Consider the following 26,737-nt stretch of genomic DNA (forward strand, 5'->3'; position numbering starts at 1 on the left):
TTGCGGGTACTGTTGATCAAGACTTCCTCCCTGGGTGATGTGATCCATGCGTTGCCGGCGCTGACCGATGCCGCGCGGGCGATTCCCGGGATTACGTTCGATTGGGTGGTGGAAGAAGGTTTTGCCGAGATTCCCACCTGGCACCCGGCGGTGGGCAAGGTGATTCCGGTGGCGATCCGCCGCTGGCGCAAGAACATCTGGCAGACCATCAAGAGCGGCGAGTGGAAACGCTTCAAGCAAAGCGTGCGTTCGACCAAATACGACCTGGTGATCGACGCCCAGGGCCTGCTCAAAAGCGCCTGGTTGACCCGTTACGTGCGCGCCCCGGTCGCCGGCCTGGATAAAGAGTCGGCGCGTGAGCCGCTGGCGGCGCGCTTTTATTCGCGGCGCCTGGCGGTGGCCCGTGGGCAGCACGCGGTGGAGCGGGTGCGCCAGCTGTTTGCCGTGGCCCTGGGCTACGACCTGCCCCAGGGCCTGGGTGACTACGGCCTGAACCAGGAAAAACTGGTGGAGCTGCCGCGCAAGAATCCGTTTGTGCTGTTTCTGCACGGCACCACCTGGGACACCAAGCACTGGCCCGAAGCCTACTGGCGCGAGCTGTGCGAGCGCATGGGCAACCTTGGGGTCGAGGTCCGCCTGCCGTGGGGCAATGTGGCCGAGAAGGAGCGTGCGGAGCGCATTGCCAGCGGCCTGAAAAATGTCACGGTGTTGCCGAAGCTGAACCTGGCCGGAGTGGCCAAGGTGCTGGTCCAGGCCCAGGCCTGCGTGGCGGTGGATACCGGTCTTGGCCACCTGGCCGCGGCGCTGGATGTGCCGACCATCTCCCTGTTCGGCCCGACCAATCCGGGCCTGACCGGGGCCTATGGCAAGGTGCAGGTCCACATGGGCAGCGACTTTCCTTGCGCACCCTGCCTGCAGAAAAAATGCACCTACCAGCCGACGCCCCAAGACCAGCGCCGGTTTGACCTGAAACGCGAGTGGCCGCTGTGCTTCACTCGCCTGAATCCTGAGCGTGTCGCCAGCCGGCTGAGCAGGTTGTTACTGGCTGAGGAGCTGCGCTGATGCAACTGGCTTTTGTCCTTTACAAATACTTCCCCTTTGGCGGCCTGCAACGCGACTTCATGCGCATTGCCCTTGAGTGCCAGAGCCGTGGGCATCAGATCCGCGTCTACACGCTGATCTGGGAAGGTGATATTCCACCGGGTTTCGAAGTGCTGGTAGCGCCGGTCAAGGCCTTCTTCAACCATCGGCGCAACGAGAAACTCAGCGCCTGGATGGAAGCCGACCTGGCCCAGCGCCCGGTGGACCGCCTGATCGGTTTCAACAAAATGCCGGGGCTGGACGTGTACTACGCCGCCGATGGCTGTTTTGAAGACAAGGCGCAGAACCTGCGCAACTCGTTCTATCGTCGCTGGGGCCGCTACCGGCATTTCGCCGAGTACGAGCGCGCGGTCTTCGCCAAGGATGCCAAGACTGAAATCCTAATGATTTCCGAAGTCCAGCAGCCGCTGTTCATCAAGCATTACGACACCCCGCTGGCGCGTTTTCACCTGCTGCCGCCGGGCATTGCCCAGGACCGCCGGGCGCCGCCCAATGCGCCTGAAATCCGTGCCGAGTTCCGCCGCGAGTTCGGCCTGGCCGACGATGACTTGCTACTGGTACAGATCGGCTCCGGGTTCAAGACCAAGGGCGTCGACCGCAGCCTCAAGGCCCTGGCCGCGCTGCCCCCGGCCCTGAAGAAACGCACCCGGCTGTTTGTAATTGGCCAGGACGACCCCAAGGTATTCCAATTGCAGAGTGCTGCATTGGGCTTGGGCGAGCATGTGCAGTTCCTCAAGGGGCGCAGCGATATTCCGCGCTTCCTGTTGGGCGCCGACCTGTTGATCCACCCGGCGTACAACGAAAACACCGGCACTGTATTGCTCGAGGCCCTGGTGGCCGGGCTGCCGGTGCTGGTCAGCGCCGTCTGCGGTTATGCCCATTACATCGCCGAGGCCGACAGCGGCCTGGTGCTGGATGAGCCGCTGGAGCAGGCGCAACTCAATCAATACCTGAACACCATGTTGACCGACGACGCTGCACGCGCGACCTGGAGCCGTAACGGCCTGGCGTTCGCCGAGACGGCCGACCTCTATAGCATGCCGCAGCACGCTGCGGATGTGATTCTGGCGGAGCAACACTGATGAAGTTGATTCTTGCCGAACCGTTCAAGAGCCTTTGGGCCGGGCGCGATGCGTTCGCCGAAGTCGAGCGTCTGGACGGCCAGGTTTATCGTGAACTGGAAGCCCGGCGCACCTTGCGCACGGAAGTCGCCGGTCACGGTTTCTTTGTAAAAATCCATCGCGGCATCGGCTGGGGCGAGATCTTCAAGAACCTGCTCACCGCCAAGCTGCCGGTGCTCGGCGCCGGCCAGGAATGGCAGGCCATCCAGCGTCTGCAGCAGGCCGGCGTGCCGACCATGACCGCCGTCGCCTATGGCGAGCGCGGCAGCAACCCGGCGGATCAGCATTCGTTTATCGTCACCGAGGAGCTGGCGCCCACCGTCAGCCTCGAAGACTTCAGCCTCGACTGGGTCAAGCAGCCGCCCGAACCCCGGCTCAAGCGCGCGCTGATCGCCGAAGTGGCGCGCATGACCGGGATGATGCACCGCGCCGGGGTCAACCACCGCGACTGCTACATCTGCCACTTCCTGCTGCACACCGACAAACCGGTGACCGCCGATGACTTCAAACTCTCGGTGATCGACCTGCACCGGGCCCAGACCCGCGACGCCATTACCCGGCGCTGGCGCGACAAGGACCTGGCCGCGCTGTACTTTTCGGCGTTGGACATCGGCCTGACCCGGCGCGACAAGCTGCGTTTTCTCAAGGGCTATTTCCAGCAGCCGCTGCGCCAGATCCTGGCCGAAGAAGCGGCGCTGCTGGCCTGGCTCGAAGGCAAGGCCAACAAGCTCTACGCACGTAAGCAGCGGTACGGAGATGCGCTCTGATGGCGGGTTGGAATCTGGAACCTGGCTACGAGGATCTGGCGCAGAGTTTTGGCAGTCTTGAGGCGGTGTTCGCCCTGCAGGGCGAGCGCCTGACCCGGGACCCGCTGTCCGAGGTCATCCGTGTCGAGCTCAAGGGCGTCAACTATTACGTCAAACGCTACAGCGGCGCCGGCAAGAACCTGCGGCGCTACCTGGGCAAGCCACGGGTCAAGTCCGAATGGCAGAACCTCAAGCGCTTCGCCAAGTGGGGTATCCCCACTGCCGAAGTCGTGGCCTGGGGCCTGGAGCGTCGTGGCCTGGCCTACGACCGCGGGGCGATGATCACCCGCGAGTTGCCGCAGACCGAAGACCTGTCGGCCCTGGCCGAGCGCAAGGACCCGCGCCTGGCGGATCGGGCCTGGGTCGATGGCATCAGCCGGCAGTTGGCGGGCTACACCCGGACCATGCACGATCAGCGCTTCACCCATAACGACCTGAAGTGGCGCAACCTGCTGGTGGATGATCAGGCCACGCTGTACCTGATCGACTGCCCGAACGGCGACTTCTGGCGCGGTTTCTGGCTCAAATATCGAATTACCAAGGACCTGGCGTGTCTGGATAAGGTGGCCAAGTATCACCTGTCGGCCACCCAGCGCCTGCGCTTCTACTTGCAGTACCGCGAACGCAGTCGACTGAGTGAGGCGGACAAGCAACGGATTCGCCACGTGGTGAGATTCTTCGAGGGACGCGAATGACTGACTTCCTGGCGGCTGAAGACCGTGCCCTGCTGGAGCGCCACGGCTTGGGCGATTTTGATGCGCTGTGGGCCAAGCAGCTGGAGGCGGTGGATGAGCCCAACACCAATCGAGGTGGCTGGAGCAGCGTCTATCGGCTGGATCTGGAAGGTCGGGGCTTTTACCTCAAGCGCCAGAGCAATTACCTGACCCGGACCCTGCATCGCCCTTTTGGCGAGCCGAGTTTTGCCCGCGAGTTCCGCAATATCAGCCGCTACCGGCAACTGGGTATCCCGGCCCTGCAGGCAACGTTCTTCGGTGAGCGCAAGGTGGCCGGCGAGACCCGGGCCATCCTGCTGACCCGGGCGCTGGACGGCTGGAATGACCTGGACTCGCTGTTGCAGCAGTGGGAGCGGCTCAGCGTCGCGCAGCATCAGGCGATCCTGCGGGCGTGCGGCCTGCTGGCGCGGCAACTGCACGGTCTGCGCCAGGTGCATGGTTGTTTCTACCCCAAGCATATTTTCCTGCACGCCACCGGCGACGGTTACCAGGCGCAATTGATCGACCTGGAAAAGACCCGGCCGTTGCTGTTCGGGCAGCGCGATCGGGTCAAGGACCTTGAACCCCTGTTGCGCCGGGCTTCTGTCTGGAGCGTGGATGAGGTGCGTAGCTTGCTCGCAGCGTACCTGGACCAGCCGGTGGACAGTTCGCTGGTGCACACCTGGGTTCAGCGCCTGACCGCGCGCAGCAGTCACAAGAGGGCGCGCTGATGCGGTTGTCTGAATTGAAAAACGCCGGGCGCACCCCGCGCTTGCCCCTGAGCCTGGAACTGGCGGACGCCGCCGGCCCGGCCCAGTTGCAATTGCTCAGCCTGCTGCGGGTGCTGCCCGGGCAGCGTTATGTCGGCGCCGGCGTCTGGCGTGGGCGCACGGTGCTGGCCAAGCTGCTGGTGGGCAATAAGGCGGCCCGGCACTTTCAGCGCGAGCTGCAAGGGGTGCGCCTGCTGGCCGAGCAGGGCCTGACCACGCCGCTGTTGCTCGCCGATGGCTTGCAAGAGGGCGAGGGCGGCTGGTTGTTGTTCGAGTTTCTCGAAGGCGCCCACAGCCTGGGCGATGCCTGGGAGCAGGTCGCGGCGTTGCCGGTGCTGGCGGATCCGCAGCTGGATGTGCTGGGGCAGGCGTTGGCTGCGATTGCCGAACTGCATGCCAGGGGCCTGTGGCAGGAAGACCTGCACCTGGACAACCTGCTGCGCCATGACGACAAGCTGTATTTGATCGACGGCGCGGGTATCTGCGTGGAGCACGCCGGGCAGCCGTTGTCTCGGCAAAAGGTCCTGGAAAACCTCGGGGTGTTCTTCGCCCAGTTGCCCAAGAGCCTGGAGCCCTTCACCGAAGAGTTGCTGGTGCATTACCTGCTGGCCAATCCCGAGCACGCCTTGCCCCTGGAGATGTTGCAGAAGCAGGTGAGCAAGGTGCGCAGCTGGCGCCTGAAGGACTTCCTGAACAAGGTCGGGCGCGAGTGCAGCCTGTTCAGCGTGCAGCGCGGGCCCTTTGCCTTGCGCGCGATCCGCCGCGAAGAAGAGGCAGCGATGCTGCCGGTGCTGGAGCAGGCCGATCAACTGCTCGACCAGGGGCACCTGTACAAGACCGGAGGCGCCGCCAGTGTCGGTCGGGTCGAAGTTGCGGGTCGCAGCCTGGTGGTCAAGCGCTACAACATCAAAGGGCTGGCCCACTGGTTCAAGCGCTTCTGGCGCCCGAGCCGGGCCTGGCATTCCTGGCGCGAGGGCAATCGCCTGGCGTTCCTGGGGATCGCCACACCCAAGCCGCTGGCGGTGTTGGAGAAACGCTTCCTGTGGTTGCGCAGCCGCGCCTACCTGATCACCGAGTATTTGCCGGGGCCGGACATCATCGAGCGTTTTGCGCCTTTCGTCGAAAGCGGCGCGGCGCCGGAATCCGAGCTGGTGGCGCTGGAGGCGTTGTTCGCCGAGTTGCTCAAGGAGCGCATCAGCCATGGCGACTTCAAGGGGCACAACCTGTTCTGGCAGGAGGATCGCTGGGCCCTGATCGACCTCGATTCCATGTGCCAGCACTCAAGCCTGAGCAGCTTCGCCCCGGCCTACGCCCGCGACCGGGCGCGCTTCATGCGCAACTGGCCGGAAACCAGCGCCCTGTACCAACTCATCGATCAACGCCTACCCAAAACCGCCCTGTAGCCGCTGCCGAGGTACGAGGCTGCGCTGTCCCTCGCGGGCGCCGGCGTCGTATCTGACCCATCACGGCCAGCCTGCGAATCCATCAGATCAAAACCGATACTCGGCGCCTGCGCCGGCATACCACGAGCGCCCCGGTGCGGCTTCGTAATAGCGTCCGTTGCCGTCGCCAACGATCACCGAACCGACGTACTGCCGATCCAGCAGGTTGTCCAGGCGCAGGGTCTGGTGGAAGGTCCAGTGCTCGACCTTCTGTTCGAAGCGCGTGCGCCAATTGAACACGCTGTAGCCCGGCGCGGCCTTGTCCTGGTTGCTGTCTTCGACGTAAACCTTGCTGCGGTACAGGCCTTCAAGGGCGGTGCTGACCCAGTCCCGCGGCTTCCAGTTCAGCTCGGCGAACAGCGTGGTCTGCGGTACGCCGGGCAGGTAGTTGCCCTTGTCGATGTGTTTTTGCGTGGCGCCGCTGCCGCTGGTGAAGTCGCTGTCGTAGGTGGCTTGCAGGCGGGTGTAGGCGAGGTTGGTGCTCCATTGTTCGCTGAGCTGGCTCTCGATACCCAGCTCGAATCCGCGGCGCAGGGTGCGTCCGGCGTTTTGGTAAGTCGTGCGGCCGCCACTGGATTGCTGCACCACCAACTCGTCGTCCGTAGTGATCTGAAACAACGCAGCATTGATACGGGTGTCTTGACCGATCCGCGCCTTCAAGCCGACTTCATACTGCTTGCTGATCGACGGCTTGAGCGCAAAGTTGAAGCCGCTTGTGGTGCTGGAGTAGGCAGACTCTGCCTGTGTCGGTGTTTCAAAGCCCTTACCCGCGCTTACGTAGCCATGCAGGTTGGGAGTGAAGGCGTACATGACGCTCGCCGATGGTGTGTTCTTCTGATAGGTCTTGCTGCCACTGTCGTTTCCGTCACTCAGGAAGTGATCGTCGACCTCCATTTTCATGGTGCTGTGGCGCAGACCTGCTTGCAGGGTCCAGTCGCCTATAAGCCAGTTGGCTTGGGCAAACGGATCGAGGCTGGTAGCGGTGTCGATTTCATCGCGACCCAGAGCACCTTTCACTCCGTGCTCGCCGTTGAGGGTATTGGAATAACCTTGGCGATCATCCTGACTGCGGTCGTAATCCAGCCCGGTGATCAGAGTCAGATCGCCGGGGGCGCTAGTGATAGGTTGCAACCAGTGAACCGAGCCGCCGTAGAATTTGCGGTCAAAGGCAACTACGCCGCCGCGAGCGTTTGCAGGATTGGGGTTTCCATTACCGAGCTTGTCTGGAATCGACAAGTACTGAATCACACTCCGCCGTCCCGTATAAGCATTGACCTGCAAGGTCGCATCGCCGAAATAGCGCTCGTAATTCATCCCCAATTGCTGATGATCGATGCTTTTACGCGTGTTGTAGCTCAAGGCGTTGGCAGTCACCGAACGTGGATCGGCCTTATAGGCCGCCCAGGTCTGCCCCAACGGGTCCTGGGTGCCATTCTGCTCCAGGCTGCTGAAAATCAGCGCCATCTTGCTGTCGTCGTCGGGCTTGAAGTTGACCTTGGCGAAGGTCTGGTCGCGCCGCGCGGCGCTGTGGTCACGGTAACCATCGGTGTCCATGCGCGAGGCGTCCAGCACAAAGCCTGCGCCGTCGACCGCACCTTCGGCGCTCAGGTGATTCTTGCTCAGGCCGTCGCTGCCGATCAGGGTTTCGGCGCCGATCCGTGGTGGACCTTCGCCATCACGGGAGAACATCTGGATCACCCCGCCGGCATTGCTGCCATACAGGGTCGCCGCCGGACCGCGCAGCACTTCGATGCGCTCGGCGGTGTCGAGGTTGAAGGTTGCCGCCTGGCCCTGGCCGTCCGGAGTGCTGGCCGGAATGCCGTCGGCCAGCAGCTTGATGCCGCGCACGCCGAAGGCCGAGCGCGCACCGAAGCCGCGGGAGGAAATCTGCAGGTCCTGGGCATAGTTCTGGCGGTTCTGCACCACCAGCCCGGGCACCCGTGACAGGGCCTCGGAGGCGTTGATGCCGAGCTGGCCGTCACTGATCTGTTGCTGGCTGACGCTGTCCACCGAGTAGGGCAGGTCGAAGCTCTGGGTGGCGCTGCGTGAGCCAGTGACGACGCTGGGGTCGAGTTCCAGGGGCGCTGGTGCGGCGAGGCTGGCACCACTGAGGCCAAGGAGCAGGCCCGGCAACAGCGGGACGAGGCGGGCAGGAGCGGCTTTTTTCATGGGGTGAGTCGAATTCCGGAAAGCGGGTCGCCCTGTCGGGGCGAGCAAAGGGGCGCGAGTTTACCCAGTGTGGGGCGCCTGGCAGGCGTCTGCGACATTCAGTCGCAAGCGGCGGGCCGGGTTGGCGATGGTAGCGCTGTTTCAGATAGACGTCCGGCTCGCGCCATAAAAAAGGCCGTCATGGCCTTCGCAGGCTGTCGCAAGGCCTGAATATCGGCAAAAGTCGCCTCAATCGCCGGCCGTTTGCCGCTAGAGGCTTGCCGCCGCTTTTACGTTATAATCCCGCCCTTTAGTTGTTTCTCGCCCTTTTGCGAGCACACATTTTCTCAAGGCGCATCGCGCCTGCACGCAGACTAAACGAGGCTAGACCCCTGTGGCATTGACGATTCTTGGCCTGTCCGGCGCCCTTAGCCATGATCCTTCAGCAGCCCTGTACATCGACGGCAAACTGATTGCGGCCGCTGAAGAAGAGCGCTTCGTGCGCGACAAACATGCAAAGAACCGCATGCCCTACGAATCGGCGAAGTTCTGCCTGGAACAGGCCGGGATCAAGCCTTCCGACGTTGACGTGGTGGCGATTCCGTTCGCCCCCATCAGCTTGTTCGGCGAGGCCCGCTGGCACTACGCCAAGCGTTACTGGTACGCCCCGGACCGCGCCCTCGACGCGATCCTGATGGGCAACCGCCGCTACAAACGCTATCGCAACAAGATCGTCTGGTGCCTCGAGCAACTGGGTTTCGATCCGAAGAAAATCAAGATCGAGCCGGTCGAGCATCACCTGGCCCACGCCTCCAGCGCCTACCACTGCTCGGGCTTCCAGGAGAAAACCGCGATCCTCGGGATCGACGGCAAGGGTGAGTACGCCACCACCTTCTTCGGCTACGGCGAAAACGGCAAGATCCACAAGATCAAGGAATTCTACGACCCGGACTCCCTGGGTGGCCTGTACGGCGCGATCACCGAGTTCCTCGGTTTCGAGATGCTCGACGGCGAGTTCAAGGTCATGGGCATGGCGCCTTACGGCGATGCCAGCAAGTACGATTTCTCGCGTCTGGCCAGCTTTGAAAACGGCCAGTTGGTGATCAACACCGACTACGCCAACGTCATTGGCCTGCGTCGCTATAAAGAGAAGGGCAAGGGCTTCTACTTCTCGCCAAAACTCATCGAGTGGCTGGGTCCCAAGCGCGAAGGCGACATCGCCGACGAACCGTACATCCACTACGCGGCCAGCATGCAAGCGCTGTTCGAGAAACTCTCGCTGCAGATGATCGACTACTACCTGGGCGATGTGCTCAAGGAAACCGGCAAGCTGGCCTTCGCTGGCGGCTGTGCGTTGAACGTCAAGCTGAACCAGAAAATCATCGCTCGCGACGACGTCAAGGAACTGTTCGTGCAGCCGGCCTCCGGCGACGCCGGGACCGCAGTCGGCGCGGCGGCCTACGTTTCCCACGCCCGTGGCGTACCGGTGGAGAAGATGGAACACGTCTATCTCGGCCCGTCCTACAGCAACGAAGACGTGATCGCCGCTTGCGCCCGTCATCCGAGCAAGCCGGTGTGGCGCAAGCTCGAAGACATGCCGGAAAAAATCGCCAAGATCATGGTCGACGGCAACCCGGTGGCCTGGTTCCAGGGCCGCATGGAGTTCGGCCCGCGCGCCTTGGGCGGTCGCTCGATCATTGGTTGCCCAAGCGCCACCGGCGTGGCCGACCGCATCAACCACCAGATCAAGTTCCGCGAGCGCTGGAGGCCTTTCTGCCCGTCGATGCTCGACACCGTGGCTCCACAGATGATCAAGGTCGATCACCCGGCGCCGTTCATGACCTTCACCTTCGAAGTGGCTGAAGAGTGGAAAGCCCGCGTGCCGGAAGTTGTCCATGAAGACGGCACCTCCCGCGCCCAGGTGCTCAAGCGCGAATACAACCCGCGCTACTACGACATGATGAAGGCCCTGGAAGTCCTGACCGGCAACGGCGTTTCCCTGAATACCTCGCTCAACCGTCGTGGCGAACCGATGATCTGCTCGCCGACCGACGCGCTGAACATGTTCTTCGGCTCCGACCTGCAGTACCTGATCATGGAAGATATTTTGGTGGTCAAAGACGGCGCGGATGCTTATGACTCGCTCGGCTGAGCGCCATGTGCTGCAGTTCTGTCACGGATATGACGGGCCTTTTCTGGACTGCGCCCGGCAGTACGCCAGCCTGTTCGTGGGGCGCGGCTATCGGGTGACCACGGTCTTTTTGACCGGTGCCGCGGATGCGGAAGTCGCTGCTGGCTGTGCTTCCGATGAAGTGCTGTTCATGGAGCGCAGCTCCAAGAGTATCCGTGGCCTGAAACTGGGGGCGATCGCCGATTTGCGCAAAATCGTCGCCTCGCGCAATTTCAGTTTCTGTATCGCCCATCGTTTCAAGCCGATCTACATCGCGCTGCTGGGCAGCCGCTTGCCGGTGATTGGCGTGCACCACGCGTTTGGCGACTATCAGCGCTGCAGCCGCAAGCTGTTCGCGCGGATCTTTCGCCAGCGCTTGAGCCTGCTCGGTGTGTCCGATGCCGTGCGCGATGACATTCGTCGCTGCTTGCCGAATTGGTCGCCCTCACGTATTCAGACCCTCTACAACCGCATTGATATAGACGCCTTGCAGGCGTCTCAGTTGGACGCGGTCGAAGCCCGCCAAGAGCTGGGGCTGTCCGCCAATGCCTGGATTGTCGGCAATGTGGGTCGCCTGCACCCGGATAAAGACCAGGCGACGTTGTTGCGTGGTTTCGCGCTGGCCTTGCCGGGGCTGCCCGAGAACAGCCAGCTGGCAATCATGGGCAGCGGTCGGCTGGAATCGGACCTCAAGGCCCTGGCTCTTGAGCTGGGGATTGGCGAGCGGGTGCTGTTTCTCGGACAGGTGGCGCAAGGCCGTCGCTACTTCCGGGCGTTCGATGTGTTTGCCCTGAGTTCCGATCATGAGCCCTTCGGCATGGTGCTGCTCGAAGCCATGGCGGCCGGCGTACCGCTGTTGGCTACGGCTTGCGGTGGCGCCAGCGAAGTGGTCGAGGGCGTGGGTATTCTGTTTCCACTGGGCGATGCCGAGCACATGGCCCAGGGCCTGAAGCATCTGGCCGCGATGGAACCCAAGCAGCGCCTGCAATGTGCCGAGCTGATGCTTGATCGCTTGCGTGAGCGTTTTTCGGATCAGGCCGTGCGCGATGCATTCTGGCGTTTGCCATCCGTCACCGACCTGACCGCGAGGGGCTGATGCTTAACCGATTTCAAGGCTGGCGCGAGCGCGGTTGGTCAGTCATCGACGCGCCTGCCTATGCTACGGCCTGGCAGCGTTTTGGGGGCAGCGTCGCGACCCATCCTCTGGTGGTTGAGCGTCTTGCGGACCTGGCGAAAATTCCGGTGCGCTACCTTGCCTGGGAGCAGGACGGCGAGCTGACAGCCGCTATCCCGACCTGGGGGCGCGACTTGGCGCTGTCCAAGGATGTGCTCAAGCGGGCCGGCAAAAAAGGCTTGTTCGACCTCGGCAATGCCGAACTGATTCTGCCTGCCGCGCCTGAGGCCGGGGCGGTCTTGCGTCATCGTGGGCGTTACTTGTCGGCACTCAACGAAGGCCGATTCACGGCACTCAAGCCCCAGGCCGAGCAATTGGCCATGGCGCGCACGCCGGAAGAGCTGTCGAAGAAATTTCGCTACAACCAGCGCCGTGAGCTGCGGCTGCTGGAAGAGGCGGGTGGCGTGGTGCGCCCGGTCGGAGAGTTTTCCAGTGCCGAACTGGCCGCCATCTACTGCGATCTGTTCAAGCGGCGCTGGGGCTTTGTTGCCACCGGCGCAGAGCACATGGCGCAGGTCATCGAGTTGCTGGGCGAGCTATTGATGGGGTCGGTAATTTTTCTCAACGATGCGCCGATTGCCATCCAGCTGGTCTATCGGGTGGAAGCGCCGGAGTGGATCAGTGTCGAGTACGTCAATGGTGGCGTCGATCCGCAAACCCGCGAGTTCAGTCCGGGCAGCGTGCTGAGTTTCCTCAATACGCAAAGTGCCTGGGAGCACGCGCGTGCGCTCGGCAAGCCGCTGCGTTTTTCCTTCGGGCGCGCCGACCGTGAATACAAGGACCGTTGGTGCAATCCTGTACCGGTCTTCCAGGTATGAGCCAGCCCATGAGTCGCAAACAGCAACTGCTCAAACGCCATCGGCGCAACAAGCGTATCGGTCTGATGATCGGCCTGTTGGTGTTGCTGGCTGTTGGCGTGCTTGTGGTCTGGTGGCTGCCGTTGCTGCTGGCTGTCCTGGCCTGGGTGGCCCATGAGGCGTGGTTTGCCGATCACTTGTTCTATTCCCCCAGCGATGATTACGACTATCAGCTCGCCGCCGATGAGCAACTGGCGCTGACGCTGGTGGCAGGCCGCTTGAGCCTGCCCGGGACCTTGTCGCTGGGGGCTGGCGATACCTTGATGTTGAAGGTGCGCATCCGCGCATCCTGGTGCGGGCGGTTTCTCGATCCCGGAGTAAAGATTCTGGGCGGAACGGCCGATCAGCAGGATTTCGAGCGTGGCACCCGCGGTATTCGCTACCTCAATCTGACAGGTCAACATGAGGCACTGCTTGGCGGTCGGCTCCAGCTCCAGGGGCGTTTCTGTAAAGTTGCCGAGGCAGTAGAGCTGTCAGTCGTGCGTCACCCGGATTACCGAGCGCAGCGCTTACTGGTGATAGCGCCCCATGCCGATGACGCCGAGCTTGCGGCTTTTGGCCTGTACAGCAGCGCCGAGGAAAGCTGGGTGGTCACCCTCACGGCGGGTGAAATTGAGGCTGAGCATTATCAGGCAATGGGCCTGGATCGAGTCGCCGCCGCGCGATTGAAAGGCTCGTTGCGGGCGTGGGACAGCATCAGCGTGCCGTTGTGGGCGGGCGTGCCCCAGGAGCGTTGTGTGCAACTGGGCTATTTCTGCCTGCAGTTGCCGCAGATGCAGGCAGCGCCGAGCGTTGCCGTGCCTTCGCGAGAGGCAGACTTGAGCGATACCCGGTACTTCCGGCGTTTTAATGCCTTTGCTCTGGGCAGTGACGCTGATGGCATTGCGTCATGGGACAACCTGGTGGCTGATCTGGTCGAGCTGATCGAGCGCATCGAGCCGCAGGTGGTCGTCTTGCCGCACCCGCGCTTCGATCCTCATCCCGATCACATCTGTGCCCAACAGGCGCTGATGCAGGCCCTTACCCGCAGTTCCTGGCAGCCGCAATCACTGTTGCACTATGCCAACCACCTGCATGATAACGACCGCTGGCCCATGGGCGCCGCTGGCAGTGGCGTCGCCTTGCCGCCACAGCTCGCCAGCCAGGGGCCGTTGCGGCCTTGGGCGCTGCCCGTTTCAGACCAGCAACAGTGGCACAAGGCTATGTCCTTGGGCATGATGCACGACTTGCAGCCCGCGCCCCCTTTCAAGCGCACGTTGCGGCGCATTATCCAGCGCTACCTCGCCGCGCGCCGGTGGCCTGCTTTCGGTGATAACGAGTTCTTTCGCAAGGCGGTTCGGCAGCACGAATTGTTCTGGGTCGACGAGAACCTCAGTAAGAGAGACAACCCTTGAAAGTCCTGTTTCTGGTGCAGAAAGAACAGCGTGCCATTCTCGACCGGTTCTACGACGGGATCGCTGAGCGTTGCGAGTGCGATATGCGCGAGCTGACCAGCGCTGAACAAGACAATCTGCGCAAGTATTTCCGCGAGCATGTGGATGTCTCGCGTTACGACCGCATCGTTTTTTTCCTGCGCTTCAAGAAAGAGATCAGACAGGTCAGGTTCATACAGACCCTACCCAACCTGGTTATTCTCGAGCATGACGCCTATCAGAACTATATCCCCTGCAAGTACACCGGAAAATTCAGCGCCCATTACCGCAAGCTGCCTTGGGCCAGGGTCATCAGTTCCGGGTTCATGGTCAGCGAACGCTTGCGCCAGGAGGGCTTCGACGCGCACTTCGTGCCCAAGGGCTACGATCAGGCGCTGTTGCAGAATCGCGGGCGGGAGCGGGATATCGAACTCGGGTTTGTCGGCAGCCTCAACAGCGTGGCCTATGCCGGGCGCAAAGCCATGCTGGAGTCGGTGGCCGAGGTGGAGAACCTGCTGATCACCCGGACCAAGTCGGGTGAGGAATACTGCGAGACCTTGAGTCGTATCCGCTATTTCGTCAGTGCCGATGTCGACATGGGCGAGTACATGATCAAGAACTTCGAGGCGATGGCCTGTGGTTGTGTACTCCTGGCCTATGACCAGGGCGAAGAAGAAAACCGTGCGCTGGGTTTTGTCGATATGCAGAACATCGTGTTGTACCGCACTCGGGAAGAGCTCAGGAGCAAGCTGCAAACGCTGCGCGCCTCTGCCGCCTTGAGTCTGGCAATCGCCCAGGCCGGCCAGGCGCTGGTCGAACAACGTTACAGTTTCAGGGCTCTCGGGCACGCCGTAGTCGAGGCCATGAGCGCCCCGCTGCGTGAGCGCGCACCGCTGAGCTGGAAAGAAAAACTACGTCTGTCGTTAGGTTTCTAAGAACCGGCGGCTACTCCACCCTTAATAAGGCGGTGCACATACATGCTGTTCAGTGAGAGTAGCGATATCTCGGTGATGGTGACCAGTTGCGGGCGTTTCGACTTGCTCAAGCGAACGCTCGAGACATTTGATCGCTTCAATACTGCGCCTATTCGCAAAGTGTTCATTACTGAGGATTCAGGTGATCGGGCCGTCGAAGACTGCATTCCCGAGCATTGGAGACCTCACACGGTTTTTCTCGTCAACAATCCGCGATTGGGCCAGTTGCGCTCGATCGATCTGGCCTATGGGCAGATTGAGACCCCGTGGATTTTCCATTGCGAAGACGACTGGGACTTCTACCGCGAAGGTTTTATCGAAGAGTCTCAGCAGTTGCTGGAAGACGACCCTCAGGCCTTGCAGGTCTGGCTGCGCAGTGCCCATCACGACTTGGCGGTGCACAGCCCCTATGTCTTCTTGAATGAGCGCAAGGTGGCACATGGAATTGCGTTCTATGTGCTGGGCTCGCATAAAGCCGATTGGCAGGGGTTCTCCTTCAACCCAGGGTTGCGCCGGCGTGCCGACTACCTGCTGCATGCTCCGTATGCGGCGTTTTCCGGGGAGAAGGATTTGTCCCGGCTGTACGCCCAGGAAAATCGTTATGCGTTGATTCTGGAGAATGATGCGGTTCTGCACACCGGGTTTGGTGAGCATGTGGTGGTTCCTGAAGAGCGTTCGAACAAGCTACGGCGCAAGCGTCGAGACCGCGTAAAGCTCATGGCAACTTTAATTTTAGGTATGGCGATAGGGTGGTTGCTACATGGAATTTAATGGCGTGAAGTTAAGCAGAGTGACCACTTACTTCAGTGCGATGTTATGTCTGTTTCTGTTGAGCTTTGTCGTTGGTTGGTCGTCAAAATCGACCAATAACGTGTTTTACGGGCTGATTGCCCTGCCAGGGTTGTTCTTCCTGCTAAAAGGTCACGGCCTCAAGGTACTCAAAGAGCCATTGGCCTGGCTTTGGCTGGTGTTTATGCTCTGGTTTGCTGTTTCGGCCACGGTATTTGGGGCGATGGAGTTCTATAAACCCATTGTCTACGTCTTATCGTTTGTCTTTATCGTTGCCAGCCTGGTAAGCCCTGATTTTTTCAGAAGCAAAGAGTTTATCCGGGCCCAGTTCTGGATTCTGATTCTCTACATTTACCTGAGCGCGATATACAGCTGGAGCACAGGGCAATTCCCCTTCGGCAGTCGAGTGGCCTTGTTGCCAGCCCGGCTGATAAACGTGATTTACGCCAGCATCTGGTTGTTCTGTGCCCTGGCCCTGGCCTTGCCATACTGGGTCAAGACCAAGCGTTGGATTGAGGCCACTGCCGCAGTGCTGCTGTCGGTGATTGCCGTGACCTTTGTTCTGCAGACCCGGACCGCTCTGGTGGGGGCTGCATTTCTATTCGGGCTTTGGGTGCTGTATGGCCTTTATCTGCGGCCGAAGGTTGTCGGTAGCATTCTCCTGGTGGGAGCCTTGGTCCTGGGCCTGGTGGTCTGGGGCGTGCATAACGAAGCCTGGTACATCTCGCTGTGGAACCGTGGAGACTCTTACCGGGTCGAGATCTTCAACGTCATGGTCGGCGAGTGGAGAAACTGCGGCTGGACCTTGGGCTGCGGCGTTGGCTTCCACACTGAGCAATTGTTGGACGGGTTTATGCCGATCCAGCACCCACACAATATCTTCGTGGCCCTGGGTGTTTACACGGGGGCTCCGGCCTTGTTGCTGTTTGTGGTGCTGATGCTGACAAGCCTGCTGGCGGCCTGGCGCCTGCGCGATGCCTGGGGCATGTTCCTGGCCTGTGCGCTGGTGATGCTCAACTTTGATGGCAGTATTTTGGTCCACAGTCCGGATGAGCTGTGGCCGCTGGTGTTGATGCCCGCGGCATTGATCCTGGGACGTGTCTCGCAAGCGCGGCAGTTGCAGCGCGGGTAAGGCTTTGCACCCGCCAGCGCTGAGGCGCTGGCGGGTGGTGTTCAGTTTTTATGCAGTTCGGTATTCAATTCGCTTATCGAGCACGTGCTTTGCGCCGCGGCGTAGTGCTCTATAAACACCCCGCCGTGGTTATCCAGCAACCACTCCCGATCTTGCTTGTAACGCAACATGTGTTTGAAGTTGCGCAGGCGCAAGGCCTTGCGCAATGGGCGGGAAAAGACTTTCAGGTCGGCAATGTCGATCAGCCCCAACTGCCCTTCAGGTGTCAGCACGATATTGCCCAGGTGCGCAGAGCGAAAGTAAATGCCGCGCTCGTGGAGTATCGCGATGAACGTGCCCAGTTGCGCCCTCAGTGCATCGCCGCGCAGGCCATCATCCAGCAACTGACGCAGGGTCTGGCCCGGCAGTGGATCATAATGCACGGCATCCCTTTGAATGCTTGAGATCCGGTAAACCTGGCGGATGCTGGGGCACGGTATCTGGCGTTGCTTCAAGCGCGTGCAGTTATCGGCGAAGCGCTTTGCATAGGGATACCAGGCCGCCGAAGTCAGGAGGCGCTTGCGCCGGAACAGTTTGAGTATCGAGCCATCCGTCAACCGCAGCACCTTATCGCCAGAACCGTCGGCTTCGAGAACTTCAGCTGCTTCGCGCAAAGTGAGGTAGTGATTATGGTCAAGCGCTTGCATCAATACTCCAGAGTTCAACAACAGCAGGCGGGGTCAAGGTACATGGTACCGTAGCTCATCGACTAAAATGGCCTGTGTTATAGTTGCGGGCTCATTTCTCATTCAACGGCTTCTCATGACTACCCCTGATTCGCCTGCGGCGTCGAGCCTGAAGATTTACCTGCGATTGCTGTCGTACGTCCGTCCCTATGCGGGGATGTTCGCGCTCAGTATCCTGGGTTTTGTCATTTTCGCATCGACGCAGCCGATGCTGGCGGGAATCCTCAAGTACTTTGTCGACGGCTTGAGCAACCCCGAGGCCGTACTCTTTCCAAACGTCCCTTACTTGCGTGATCTGCAACTGCTGCAGGCCGTGCCGATGCTGATCGTCCTGATCGCCGCATGGCAGGGGCTGGGTTCGTTTCTGGGTAACTTCTACCTGGCCAAGGTGTCCCTAGGGCTGGTGCATGATCTGCGGGTCGAGCTGTTCAACAAGTTGCTGGTCCTGCCCAATCGGTACTTTGACACCCACAACTCCGGACACCTGATTTCCCGCATCACCTTCAACGTGACCATGGTTACCGGTGCTGCAACGGATGCCATCAAGGTGGTGATCCGCGAAGGCCTGACCGTGGTGTTCCTGTTTGTCTACCTGTTGTGGATGAACTGGCAGTTGACCCTGGTGATGGTCGCGATCCTGCCGTTGATCGCGGTCATGGTCAGCAGCACCAGCAAGAAATTCCGCAAGCAAAGCAAGAAAATCCAGGTGGCCATGGGGGATGTCACCCACGTGGCCTCCGAAACCATCCAGGGCTATCGCGTGGTTCGCAGCTTTGGTGGCGAGGCCTATGAGCAGCAGCGTTTCGCCTTGGCCAGCCAGAGCAACACCGATAAGCAGCTGCGCATGACCAAGACCGGCGCGGTGTACACGCCCATGCTGCAGTTGGTGATTTATTCGGCCATGGCGGTGCTGATGTTCCTGGTGCTGTTCCTGCGTGGCGATGCCACGGCGGGTGACCTGGTGGCTTACATCACCGCTGCCGGCCTGTTGCCCAAGCCCATCCGCCAGTTGTCGGAAGTCAGCTCGACCATTCAGAAGGGCGTGGCTGGCGCGGAAAGCATCTTTGAGCAACTGGATGTCGAGCCTGAATCGGACACCGGCACCGTCGAGCTCGAGCGTGTCGAAGGGCGGCTGGAGGTGCGTAACCTGAGCTTCACCTACCCGGGCACCGAGCGTGAAGTGCTGCGTGATATCAGCTTCAGCGCCGATCCAGGACAGATGATTGCCCTGGTTGGGCGCTCCGGTAGTGGCAAATCCACATTGGCTGCACTTATTCCGCGCTTTTATCACCACGATATCGGGCAGATTCTGCTGGATGGTGTCGAGGTCGAAAGCTACCGCCTGCGCAACCTGCGCCGACATGTGGCCCAAGTGACCCAGCATGTGACCCTGTTCAACGACACCATTGCCAACAACATCGCCTATGGCGACCTGGCAGGAGCTCCACGGGAGGATATCGAGAAGGCGGCCAAGGATGCCTACGCGATGGACTTCATCGCGCAAATGCCCCAGGGGCTGGACACCCAGGTCGGAGAGAACGGTGTGCTCCTGTCTGGCGGTCAGCGTCAGCGGTTAGCCATTGCCCGGGCCCTGCTGAAAAATGCCCCGCTGTTGATTCTCGACGAGGCAACGTCTGCGCTGGATACCGAATCCGAGCGGCATATTCAGGCTGCGCTGGACAAGGTCATGAAAGGCCGTACGACCCTGGTGATTGCACACCGCCTGTCGACCATCGAGAAGGCCGACCTGATCCTGGTCATGGATCAGGGGCAGATTGTCGAGCGCGGTACCCATACGCAGTTGTTGGAGCAGAACGGCTATTACTCCCGACTGCACGCCATGGGGCTGGAAGAGCCCGTTCATAACGATATTGCCTGACCGGTAAAAGGCAGCGGCCAGGCCACTGCCAATCAGGCCCGCATTGTGCAAGGCAATGGGGCCTGGTTTGTATCCGGATATTTACTGTCTTGACCAAGCCTAAATAATTTCTCCCGCCGTGCTTGTTATGGTTTCCCGCTATTAGTCGAATGATCGACGGGGCTATCCCCGCCGCGTGGGGGCTGGAATGCTGCAACGCTATTTGTGGAAGTTATTGCCCAAATCCCAGCGCACCTTGCTGTTGGGGCGCTTGTCGGTAGTGGATCGCCAGGCAGTGAATAAATCCATGTCTGCCGATATACGCTTTCCCGAGGCGTTCACCAAACACTCCTGCTTGTACATCCATGTCCCCAAGTGTGCCGGTAGCAGCGTGTGCTCCGCTTTGTTCGGGGGCTGGAGCCCGGGGCATCTGCCGCTGTACTGGTACGAGCAACAGTTCCCGTGCGCGTTTGCCAGCAGTTTCAAGTTCGCCTTCGTCCGTGACCCTCTGGCGCGCGCCTACTCGGCCTATACCTTTCTGCGAAGCAATCGGCTCAACCCCAGGGACCAGCCGGCCCAGGTCCTAGTCAACCAGTATCGGGATTTCGACGACTTCGTGGCGCGCTGGCTGCGACCGGACACCATCTGCAAGCAGATCCATTTCGCCCCGCAGAGTGACTTTCTCACCGATTCCCTGGGGCACATGTCGCTGGACTTCATCGGCTATCAGGAGCATTTGCCCCGTGATTTCGAGCTGGTATGCGAACACTTGGGCATCCACTCGCGACTGCCGCTGCTGAACGCTTCCTGCCAGCCTGCCAATGGCTCTGTGCGGGACCTGTGCTCAGTGCGTACCCGGCGCCTAGTGCGTCGGGTCTATGAGCGCGACTACGAGATGCTGGGTTATGAATAAGCCGATGCTCGCTGCCATGGAACAACCGCAGATCCGCCCTTATGCGCTGTCATTGTCGTGCGCTTCCCGAGCGGCCCTGAAGCAGCAGAAGCCATGCTGCCTCTGGTTGACCGGGCTATCCGGTGCGGGCAAGTCGACCCTGGCCAATCTGCTGGAACTGCGCCTCAACCAACTGGGGCGGCACACCTTTATCCTCGATGGCGACAACGTGCGCCATGGCTTGTGCAGCGATCTGGGGATGAGTGCCGAGGCGCGCAAGGAAAATATCCGGCGCATGGCCGAAGTGGCGCGCTTGATGGTGGATGCCGGCCTGTTGGTCATCGTCTCGGCCATTTCGCCATTTCGCGCCGATCGTGAGACAGCCCGCGCCTTGTTCGCGCCTGGCGAGTTTCTTGAGGTGTACATCAGCACGGCGTTTGCGACCTGTGCAGAGCGTGATCCAAAAGGCCTGTATAAAGCCGCGTTGGCTGGGCAGATCAAGGATTTCACCGGCTTGGACAGCCCCTACGAAGCGCCGCTGCAGGCGGACTGTGAAATTGATACTGCCCGGGTCGGGGTCGATCAGGCCACGGCCCGCCTGTTGCAGCTTCTACTCGAGAAGTAAGCCGCTGAAAAACTTCAAGACCCAGGCTAAAGCCATAGAACTTGACGGCGCCAACCCTGTGTTAATATCGCGCCCCTGTTCATTTTGTATGTGGGTTGCACCATGAAGTTGTCCATGCCGCGATTCGATCAAGCCCCTGTCTTGGTGGTCGGCGATGTCATGCTCGACCGTTACTGGCATGGTGGTACCTCACGGATTTCCCCTGAGGCGCCGGTGCCGGTGGTCAAGGTCGAGCAGATCGAGGACCGCCCGGGCGGTGCCGCCAACGTTGCCCTGAACATTGCCGCCCTGGGCGCGCCGGCTTCCCTGGTCGGTGTGACCGGTGACGATGAAGCCGCCGACAGCCTGGCCAATAGCCTGCGCGGGGCGGGTGTGCGGGCGTTGTTCCAGCGCATTGCGCATCAGCCGACCATCGTCAAGCTACGGGTCATGAGCCGTCACCAGCAGCTGTTGCGCATCGACTTTGAAGAACCCTTCGCCACCGACGCCCTGGCTCTGGGCGCGGAAGTGGACGCGCTGCTCGAAGGCATCAAGGTCCTGGTGTTGTCCGACTACGGTAAAGGCGCCCTGAAGAATCACCAGGCGCTGATCCAGGCCGCCCGTGCCCGCGGCATCCCGGTGCTGGCGGACCCCAAAGGCAAGGACTTCTCGGTCTATCGCGGCGCGAGCCTGATCACGCCGAATCTCAACGAGTTCGAAACCATCGTCGGCGGCTGCGCCGATGAGCACGAGCTGGTCAGCAAGGGCGCGCAGTTGATGCACGACCTGGAACTGGGCGCCTTGCTGGTCACGCGCGGCGAACACGGCATGACCCTGTTGCGTCCCGATCACGCGGCGTTGCATTTGCCAGCGCGGGCGCGTGAGGTGTTTGACGTCACCGGTGCCGGCGACACTGTGATCTCGACCCTGGCGGCGGCGATCGCGGCCGGTGAAGAGCTGCCCCACGCAGTGGCCCTGGCTAACCTGGCGGCGAGCATCGTGGTCGGCAAGTTGGGTACCGCCTCCATCAGCGCGCCGGAACTGCGTCGCGCTATCCAGCGCGAGGAAGGTTCCGAGCGCGGCGTGCTGAGCCTCGACCAACTGCTGCTGGCAATCGACGATGCCCGTGCGCACAAGGAAAAGATCGTCTTCACCAACGGTTGCTTCGACATCCTGCATGCCGGCCACGTGACCTACCTCGAACAGGCTCGGGCCCAGGGCGATCGCTTGATTGTCGCGGTCAACGACGATGCTTCGGTCAGCCGCCTGAAAGGGCCTGGACGGCCGATCAACAGTGTCGACCGGCGCATGGCGGTACTGGCCGGCCTCGGCGCGGTGGACTGGGTGATCAGCTTCCCTGAGGGCACTCCGGAGAACCTGCTGAGCCAGGTGCGGCCGGATGTGCTGGTCAAGGGCGGAGACTACGGTATCGACCAGGTGGTCGGCGCCGATATCGTGGCGGCCTATGGCGGCACGGTGAAGGTGCTGGGGCTGGTGGAGAACAGCTCGACCACCGCGATCGTCGAGAAGATCCGCAAGACCTGAGTGACCGCTGGGCGCCATGCCGACTCCGCTGCCGGAGCGGCGTGGCGGCCCTTCAACGCTGCCGGCTGGCCTTGGCCGGCACGATCTTGCGCAGTATCTGCCGCGCCCTGCCGGTCAGCCGCTTGAGTTTCGAGTCCTTTTCCGGCGCGCTCAGGCCCTGCTGCCGCAGCCAATCCTTCCAGCGAATCCGTTCATCACGCACCAGCCAACCGTCCTGTTGGGCGAAGCTTTCCGCCAGGTATAAACCGCGGGTGCTGGCGGGTTGCAGTTGGTCCTTTTTCAGGGTGTAGAGCTCGGCGCAGGGCTGGCCGTCCTGCAAGGGCATCAGGTACAGGTCCGGGCGCTTGCGGTCCAGGCGTGCGACCAGTTGGTCGCCTTCCAGACGTTCATCGACATGGAACAGGCTCAGGGACTTGGCCTCCTTGGGGATCTCCAGGCGCAGGTCGTAAATCAGTTGCAGCGACGCGGTCGGCAAGTGCACGTAGGCCCGCGGGCGCTCGATCAATTGCAGGTTGGCGCAGCGCACCGGGCGGGCAGCGCCGGACAGCGGTGTCAGGCGAAAGGGCAAGGCCTCGCGATAATGCAGTGCGTTGGCGTAGGGCGCTGGCAGCCAGGTGTCGTTGAAACGGCCGCTGAGCCAGCCCTCCGGGGTTTCCAGCAGGCACTCCTCGGCGATCTCCTGAATCGCGGTGTGCAGCGGCAGGTTCAGCTCCTGGGCGGGCACATAGCCGGATATGAGTTTGAGCACCACGTCGCCACGGTCCTGGCGCCGTTGCCGGACCAGCACCCAGTAATCGCGGTTTTGCCAGTGCAGGGTCAGGCGCACCGAGACCCCGAGGTTGGCCAGCTCCACGGAAAAGCGCTCGGCGTCTTCCACCGTGACCGGACGCCGACGTTGCAGGGTTTGGGAGAAATTGAGCGGCATCCCGACGCTCTGGTAGCTCAGGCCTTCGGGAGTCGCTTCGACGAACAGGGGCAGGGTCTTGAAGTTGCTGGGGTTCTTTCTTATGAGCGTGCGCGGCATGTCGGCTCCTTCTTGCGTCGGGGTCGGCCGCATGGGCGGCATCAGTTTTTGCGCAGGACCTGCGCCACAGTGGCCACATTGTGCGCCAGATGCAGTGGATTGATGGTCCCGACAATAGCACTGGCAACACCGGGCTGGTCAAACAGCAGTTCAAAGCTGGCCCGCACCGGATCGACCCCCGGGCTCAGGCACGCATGGCCGCTGGCCAGGGCTTTTTTTACCAGGATGCCTTTGCCGTGGGCAGCGGCATATTCAATGACCGCCTGCTCGCCGCGTTCGTTCAGATTGTAGGTGACCATTGCGCAGTCACCGTGCTCCAGGGCCTTGAGGCCGCCTTCGACGGTTTTTCCGGAGAAGCCGAAACCGCGGATCTTGCCCTCGCGCTTGAGCTCGGCCAGGGTCTGGTAGACCTCGCACTGTTCGAGAATCATCAGGTCGTTGCCGTCGGAGTGCACCAGCACCAGGTCGATGAAGTCTGTTTCCAGCCGTTGCAGGCTGCGCTCCACCGAGCGTCGTGTGTGCTCGGCGCTGAAGTCGTGCCGGGACTGGCCATCGCTGAATTCCTCACCGACCTTGCTGACGATCACCCAGTCCTGGCGTTGCCCGCGCAGCAACGGGCCCAGGCGCTCTTCGCTGCGGCCATAGGCCGGCGCGGTATCGATCAGGTTGATCCCCAGGTCGCGGCTCATTTTCAGCAGCATGCGCGCTTCGTCGTCATCGGGAATCTGGAAGCCATTGGGGTACTTCACCCCCTGGTCACGACCGAGCTTGACGGTGCCCAGGCCCAGGGGCGAGACCACCAGGCCGGTGTCGCCCAGGGGGCGGTGGAACGGGTGCAGGGTCGCGAGGCTCATGGCAGCAGTTGCTCCCAGGCGGGTTGGGCCAGGGGCGGTTTGGGCAGGTCAGGCAGGTCGGTGGCGGGGCCCGGACGAATGCCATCGCGCTCCAGGGCAGCCAGTACCCGGTCGGCGAAGTCCGGGGCCAGGGCCAGTTTGGTCGGCCAGCCCACCAGCAACCGGCCCTCTTCGGCGAGGAAGGCGTTGTCCGGGCGAGTCAGCCCCGATTGCGCCGGCTCGGCTCGATCGACCCGCAGGGTGGCCCAGCGCGCTTGACTGAGGTCGACCCAGGGCAGCAGGTTGCCCAGCTCTTTTTGCGCCGCCGCGATCTGCGCGGCCGGCTCCCGGGCCACGCCTTCGGCTTCGGCGATATCGCCCCCCAGGTACCACACCCATTGCCCATCGGCGGCCGGGTGGGTAGTGACGGTGATTCGCGGTTTGGGGCCGCCACCGAGGCAGTGGGCGTACAGCGGCTTCAGGCTCGGGCCCTTGACCAGCACCATGTGCAGAGGGCGTTTCTGCATGGCCGGCTGGCTCAGGTCGAGGTTGGCCAACAGCGCGGCGTTGCCGGCACCGGCGCTGAGCACGATGCGTTGCGCGCGAATCTCGCGGTCATCGACCCGCAGGCCGACCAGGGCGTTGTGTTCCACCAGGGGCTCGATTTTCTGCCCAGCCAGCAAACCGTCGCCGGCCAGCGCCGCGAGGCGTTCGATCAGGCTGGGCACGTCCACCACCAGCTCGGCCAGGCGATAGACCTTGCCCTTGAACCGCCGGTCCTGCAGTGCCGGCGGCAACTGCTCGCCTTTGACCTGGTCGACCCGGCCGCGCACCGCCTTGCTGGCGAAGAAGCTGGTGAGGTTGCCGGCCAGGGTGCCGGGGGACCACAGGTAGTGGGCCTCGGACAGCAGGCGTACCCCCGACAGGTCCAGCTCGCCGGTGCCGGCCAGGGCTTCGCGCCAGCGGCGTGGCATATCGGCAATGGCTTCGGAGGCGCCGGTCAGGGCACCGTGCAGGGCGTACTTGGCGCCGCCGTGGATGATGCCCTGGGACTTCACGCTCTGCCCGCCGCCGAGGCTGGCGCTTTCCACCAATACCGTCGAGAAGCCCTGGCGACGCAGGCGCGCGTTGAGCCAGAGGCCGGCGACGCCAGCGCCGACAATCAGCACGTCGGTGGAAATAACGGATGGCATGCGGCGACCTCGGGAAACAAAACGGAGGCGCAAGTTTCAAGCTTCAAGCCGCAAGCTGCAAGCGTGTCGCCTTTCTTGCCGCGCAAAGCCTGTCGCTTGCCGCTGTTTTCCTAGTGCCCGGCGGTTTTCGAAAACAGCTGGATCACCACCACGCCAAGGACGATCAGGCCCATGCCGAGCATGGCCGGCAGGTCGAGTTTCTGGCCATAAATGAACAGCGCCGCGACGCTGACCATGACGATGCCCATGCCGGCCCATACCGCGTAGGCCACGCCCACGGGGACGGTACGCACCACCAGGGTCAGCATCCAGAACGCAATGCCATAGCCGACGATGACCAGCAGCAGTGGCAACGGGGTGCTCAAGCCTTTGACCGCTTTCATCGAAACGGTGGCGATCACTTCGGCGCAGATGGCGATGGCCAGGTAGGTGTAAGCGTTCATGGGGACTTCCTCGTGGTGGTGCGTGCTGGATGAGGTCGGCATTTTAGAGTGCGCCCAGATGCGGTAAAGTCATTACCTATCTGAATTGAAGATAGGTTGCGCCATGAGTGTGCAGTGGAATCTGGAACATCTGCAGTTGTTTATCAGCGTCGCCGAACTGCGCTCCTTTTCCGCTGCGGCGCGGGATCAGCGCAAGGCGCAATCGGCGGTCAGCAGTGCGATTGCGTTGCTTGAGGCGGACCTGGGATTGAGTCTGTTCGAGCGTAGCAGCGGGCGTCAGCCACGCTTGACCGAGGCCGGCGAGGCGTTGCTCGAAGATGCGCGGGAAGTATTGCGCCAGTGCGAGCGCCTCAACGGTCGGGCGCTGGCCATGATGCGCGGCCAGGAGCCACGGCTGCGTGTGGCGCAGGACGAGGCGATGCCCTATCAGGCGGTGGTCGACAGTTTCGAGGCCCTGGCCTTGCAGTTCCCCAGTATCGAAGTGCAATTGACCAGTGCCGCCCAGGGTGACGTGGCGCGCAAATTGGTGGAGCGCCGGGCCGATCTCGGGTTGCTGTTTTATCACGAGCAGATTCCCGAGGCCCTGGAGCGTCGGGTATTGGGCAGTGTGGAAATGGTCACCGTGTGCGGCGTGGCGCACCCACTGGCCCGGCAGGCGCGGGTGGATTGCCAGCAGTTGGCGCAGCATCGCCAGCTGTTGATGTCGACTCAATCCAGCGTCTACCCCGGCAGCGAGGCTGCCAGCCCCCAGGTCTGGCGCGCCGACAGTTTCTATGTAATGGCCGAGTGGCTGGTGCGCGGCCTGGGGTGGGCCTGGTTGCCACGGCATGTGGTGCAGTACCCGGCGTATCAGGACCAGATGGTCGAGCTCAGCAGTGAGTGGACGCCCCCGGCGCTGGTGGTCGAGCTGGTGTGGCGTCGCGATGAGCCGCTGGGACCTGCGGCGCGTTGGCTAGCGGAACGTTTTGCCGTGCACTTGCAGGCTATCGGCGGCAAAAGCCGATAAACTCC

Annotated in this window: 24 protein-coding genes; 18 read left to right on the forward strand and 6 right to left on the reverse strand. The window is 61.9% G+C overall.

The window, feature by feature from the left end; translation table 11 throughout:
* Genes waaC through MF4836_RS05585 form a run of 6 tightly spaced genes read left to right on the forward strand, consistent with a single transcriptional unit; the run spans position 1 to position 5,914 of the window.
* Positions 1 to 1,062, forward strand: a complete 1,062-nt coding sequence (gene waaC / locus MF4836_RS05560) for a lipopolysaccharide heptosyltransferase I (RefSeq protein WP_078469510.1) — start codon at positions 1 to 3, stop codon at positions 1,060 to 1,062.
* A complete protein-coding gene (locus tag MF4836_RS05565) occupies positions 1,062 to 2,183 on the forward strand; it encodes a glycosyltransferase family 4 protein (protein ID WP_078469511.1) in 1,122 nt (373 codons plus the stop codon). The genes waaC and MF4836_RS05565 overlap by 1 nt, the downstream gene beginning before the upstream one ends.
* Positions 2,183 to 2,989, forward strand: coding sequence for a lipopolysaccharide core heptose(I) kinase RfaP (gene rfaP / locus MF4836_RS05570; protein WP_078469512.1), 807 nt, complete (start codon positions 2,183 to 2,185; stop codon positions 2,987 to 2,989). The genes MF4836_RS05565 and rfaP overlap by 1 nt, the downstream gene beginning before the upstream one ends.
* Positions 2,989 to 3,723, forward strand: a complete 735-nt coding sequence (locus MF4836_RS05575) for a lipopolysaccharide kinase InaA family protein (protein WP_078469513.1) — start codon at positions 2,989 to 2,991, stop codon at positions 3,721 to 3,723. The genes rfaP and MF4836_RS05575 overlap by 1 nt, the downstream gene beginning before the upstream one ends.
* Positions 3,720 to 4,472: a lipopolysaccharide kinase InaA family protein gene (locus MF4836_RS05580; RefSeq protein WP_078469514.1), complete on the forward strand. Its 753-nt coding sequence runs from the start codon at positions 3,720 to 3,722 to the stop codon at positions 4,470 to 4,472. Before MF4836_RS05575 ends, MF4836_RS05580 begins: the two co-directional genes overlap by 4 nt.
* Entirely contained in the window at positions 4,472 to 5,914 is a 1,443-nt protein-coding gene (locus tag MF4836_RS05585; protein ID WP_078469515.1) for a lipopolysaccharide kinase InaA family protein, read from the forward strand. The genes MF4836_RS05580 and MF4836_RS05585 overlap by 1 nt, the downstream gene beginning before the upstream one ends.
* Positions 5,915 to 6,001: 87 nt before the next feature.
* Here the strand turns inward: MF4836_RS05585 and MF4836_RS05590 are convergent, their stop codons facing one another.
* On the reverse strand, positions 6,002 to 8,122 hold the full coding sequence (locus MF4836_RS05590) for a TonB-dependent receptor family protein (protein WP_078469516.1): 2,121 nt from the start codon (positions 8,120 to 8,122) through the stop codon (positions 6,002 to 6,004).
* 373 nt (positions 8,123 to 8,495) lie between these two features.
* Between MF4836_RS05590 and MF4836_RS05595 the strand changes: the two genes are divergently transcribed.
* The 7 genes from MF4836_RS05595 to MF4836_RS05625 are packed head-to-tail and all read left to right on the forward strand — an operon-like array spanning position 8,496 to position 16,609.
* On the forward strand, positions 8,496 to 10,253 hold the full coding sequence (locus tag MF4836_RS05595; protein WP_078469517.1) for a carbamoyltransferase family protein: 1,758 nt from the start codon (positions 8,496 to 8,498) through the stop codon (positions 10,251 to 10,253).
* Positions 10,237 to 11,367 (forward strand): glycosyltransferase, encoded by a 1,131-nt coding sequence (locus MF4836_RS05600; protein ID WP_078469518.1) that lies wholly within the window; start codon positions 10,237 to 10,239, stop codon positions 11,365 to 11,367. The genes MF4836_RS05595 and MF4836_RS05600 overlap by 17 nt, the downstream gene beginning before the upstream one ends.
* Positions 11,367 to 12,263 carry an antimicrobial resistance protein Mig-14 gene (locus MF4836_RS05605; RefSeq protein ID WP_078469519.1) on the forward strand — a complete coding sequence of 299 codons (897 nt, stop codon included), beginning with the start codon at positions 11,367 to 11,369 and terminating at the stop codon, positions 12,261 to 12,263. Before MF4836_RS05600 ends, MF4836_RS05605 begins: the two co-directional genes overlap by 1 nt.
* Before the next feature lie 8 nt (positions 12,264 to 12,271).
* Positions 12,272 to 13,696 carry a PIG-L deacetylase family protein gene (locus MF4836_RS05610; RefSeq protein ID WP_078469692.1) on the forward strand — a complete coding sequence of 475 codons (1,425 nt, stop codon included), beginning with the start codon at positions 12,272 to 12,274 and terminating at the stop codon, positions 13,694 to 13,696.
* A complete protein-coding gene (locus MF4836_RS05615) occupies positions 13,693 to 14,649 on the forward strand; it encodes a glycosyltransferase family protein (RefSeq protein WP_078469520.1) in 957 nt (318 codons plus the stop codon). Before MF4836_RS05610 ends, MF4836_RS05615 begins: the two co-directional genes overlap by 4 nt.
* A gap of 42 nt (positions 14,650 to 14,691) precedes the next feature.
* Complete coding sequence (locus tag MF4836_RS05620; RefSeq protein WP_078469521.1) at positions 14,692 to 15,459, forward strand: hypothetical protein; 768 nt, start codon at positions 14,692 to 14,694, stop codon at positions 15,457 to 15,459.
* On the forward strand, positions 15,449 to 16,609 hold the full coding sequence (locus MF4836_RS05625; protein WP_078469522.1) for a hypothetical protein: 1,161 nt from the start codon (positions 15,449 to 15,451) through the stop codon (positions 16,607 to 16,609). The genes MF4836_RS05620 and MF4836_RS05625 overlap by 11 nt, the downstream gene beginning before the upstream one ends.
* A 41-nt stretch (positions 16,610 to 16,650) precedes the next feature.
* Here MF4836_RS05625 and MF4836_RS05630 read toward each other — a convergent pair whose 3' ends face one another.
* On the reverse strand, positions 16,651 to 17,295 hold the full coding sequence (locus tag MF4836_RS05630; protein ID WP_078469523.1) for a toluene tolerance protein: 645 nt from the start codon (positions 17,293 to 17,295) through the stop codon (positions 16,651 to 16,653).
* A gap of 115 nt (positions 17,296 to 17,410) precedes the next feature.
* On the opposite strand from MF4836_RS05630, the gene msbA reads away from it, so the two are divergent.
* From msbA to hldE, 4 genes are all read left to right on the forward strand, one after another.
* Complete coding sequence (gene msbA / locus MF4836_RS05635) at positions 17,411 to 19,213, forward strand: lipid A export permease/ATP-binding protein MsbA (RefSeq protein WP_078469524.1); 1,803 nt, start codon at positions 17,411 to 17,413, stop codon at positions 19,211 to 19,213.
* Positions 19,214 to 19,400: 187 nt separating this feature from the next.
* On the forward strand, positions 19,401 to 20,105 hold the full coding sequence (locus MF4836_RS05640; protein WP_078469525.1) for a sulfotransferase family 2 domain-containing protein: 705 nt from the start codon (positions 19,401 to 19,403) through the stop codon (positions 20,103 to 20,105).
* Positions 20,098 to 20,709 carry an adenylyl-sulfate kinase gene (cysC, locus tag MF4836_RS05645; RefSeq protein WP_078469526.1) on the forward strand — a complete coding sequence of 204 codons (612 nt, stop codon included), beginning with the start codon at positions 20,098 to 20,100 and terminating at the stop codon, positions 20,707 to 20,709. Before MF4836_RS05640 ends, cysC begins: the two co-directional genes overlap by 8 nt.
* Before the next feature lie 102 nt (positions 20,710 to 20,811).
* The gene (gene hldE / locus MF4836_RS05650; RefSeq protein WP_078469527.1) at positions 20,812 to 22,233 is read left to right on the forward strand and encodes a bifunctional D-glycero-beta-D-manno-heptose-7-phosphate kinase/D-glycero-beta-D-manno-heptose 1-phosphate adenylyltransferase HldE; all 1,422 of its coding nucleotides are present in this window, start codon (positions 20,812 to 20,814) and stop codon (positions 22,231 to 22,233) included.
* A 52-nt stretch (positions 22,234 to 22,285) separates the two neighbouring features.
* Here the strand turns inward: hldE and MF4836_RS05655 are convergent, their stop codons facing one another.
* The 4 genes from MF4836_RS05655 to MF4836_RS05670 all read right to left on the reverse strand — a co-directional run bounded on the left by MF4836_RS05655 (position 22,286) and on the right by MF4836_RS05670 (position 25,726).
* The gene (locus MF4836_RS05655; RefSeq protein ID WP_020298916.1) at positions 22,286 to 23,257 is read right to left on the reverse strand and encodes a hypothetical protein; all 972 of its coding nucleotides are present in this window, start codon (positions 23,255 to 23,257) and stop codon (positions 22,286 to 22,288) included.
* A 41-nt stretch (positions 23,258 to 23,298) separates the two neighbouring features.
* The gene (locus tag MF4836_RS05660) at positions 23,299 to 24,111 is read right to left on the reverse strand and encodes an aldo/keto reductase (protein WP_078469528.1); all 813 of its coding nucleotides are present in this window, start codon (positions 24,109 to 24,111) and stop codon (positions 23,299 to 23,301) included.
* A complete protein-coding gene (locus MF4836_RS05665) occupies positions 24,108 to 25,283 on the reverse strand; it encodes an FAD-dependent oxidoreductase (RefSeq protein WP_078469529.1) in 1,176 nt (391 codons plus the stop codon). Before MF4836_RS05665 ends, MF4836_RS05660 begins: the two co-directional genes overlap by 4 nt.
* A gap of 110 nt (positions 25,284 to 25,393) precedes the next feature.
* On the reverse strand, positions 25,394 to 25,726 hold the full coding sequence (locus tag MF4836_RS05670) for a DMT family transporter (RefSeq protein WP_078469530.1): 333 nt from the start codon (positions 25,724 to 25,726) through the stop codon (positions 25,394 to 25,396).
* Positions 25,727 to 25,829: 103 nt separating this feature from the next.
* Between MF4836_RS05670 and MF4836_RS05675 the strand changes: the two genes are divergently transcribed.
* Positions 25,830 to 26,732, forward strand: coding sequence for a LysR family transcriptional regulator (locus MF4836_RS05675; protein WP_078469531.1), 903 nt, complete (start codon positions 25,830 to 25,832; stop codon positions 26,730 to 26,732).
* The last annotated feature ends 5 nt before the right edge of the window (positions 26,733 to 26,737 follow it).

Source organism: Pseudomonas sp. MF4836 (genome assembly GCF_002018875.1).
GTDB lineage: Bacteria > Pseudomonadota > Gammaproteobacteria > Pseudomonadales > Pseudomonadaceae > Aquipseudomonas.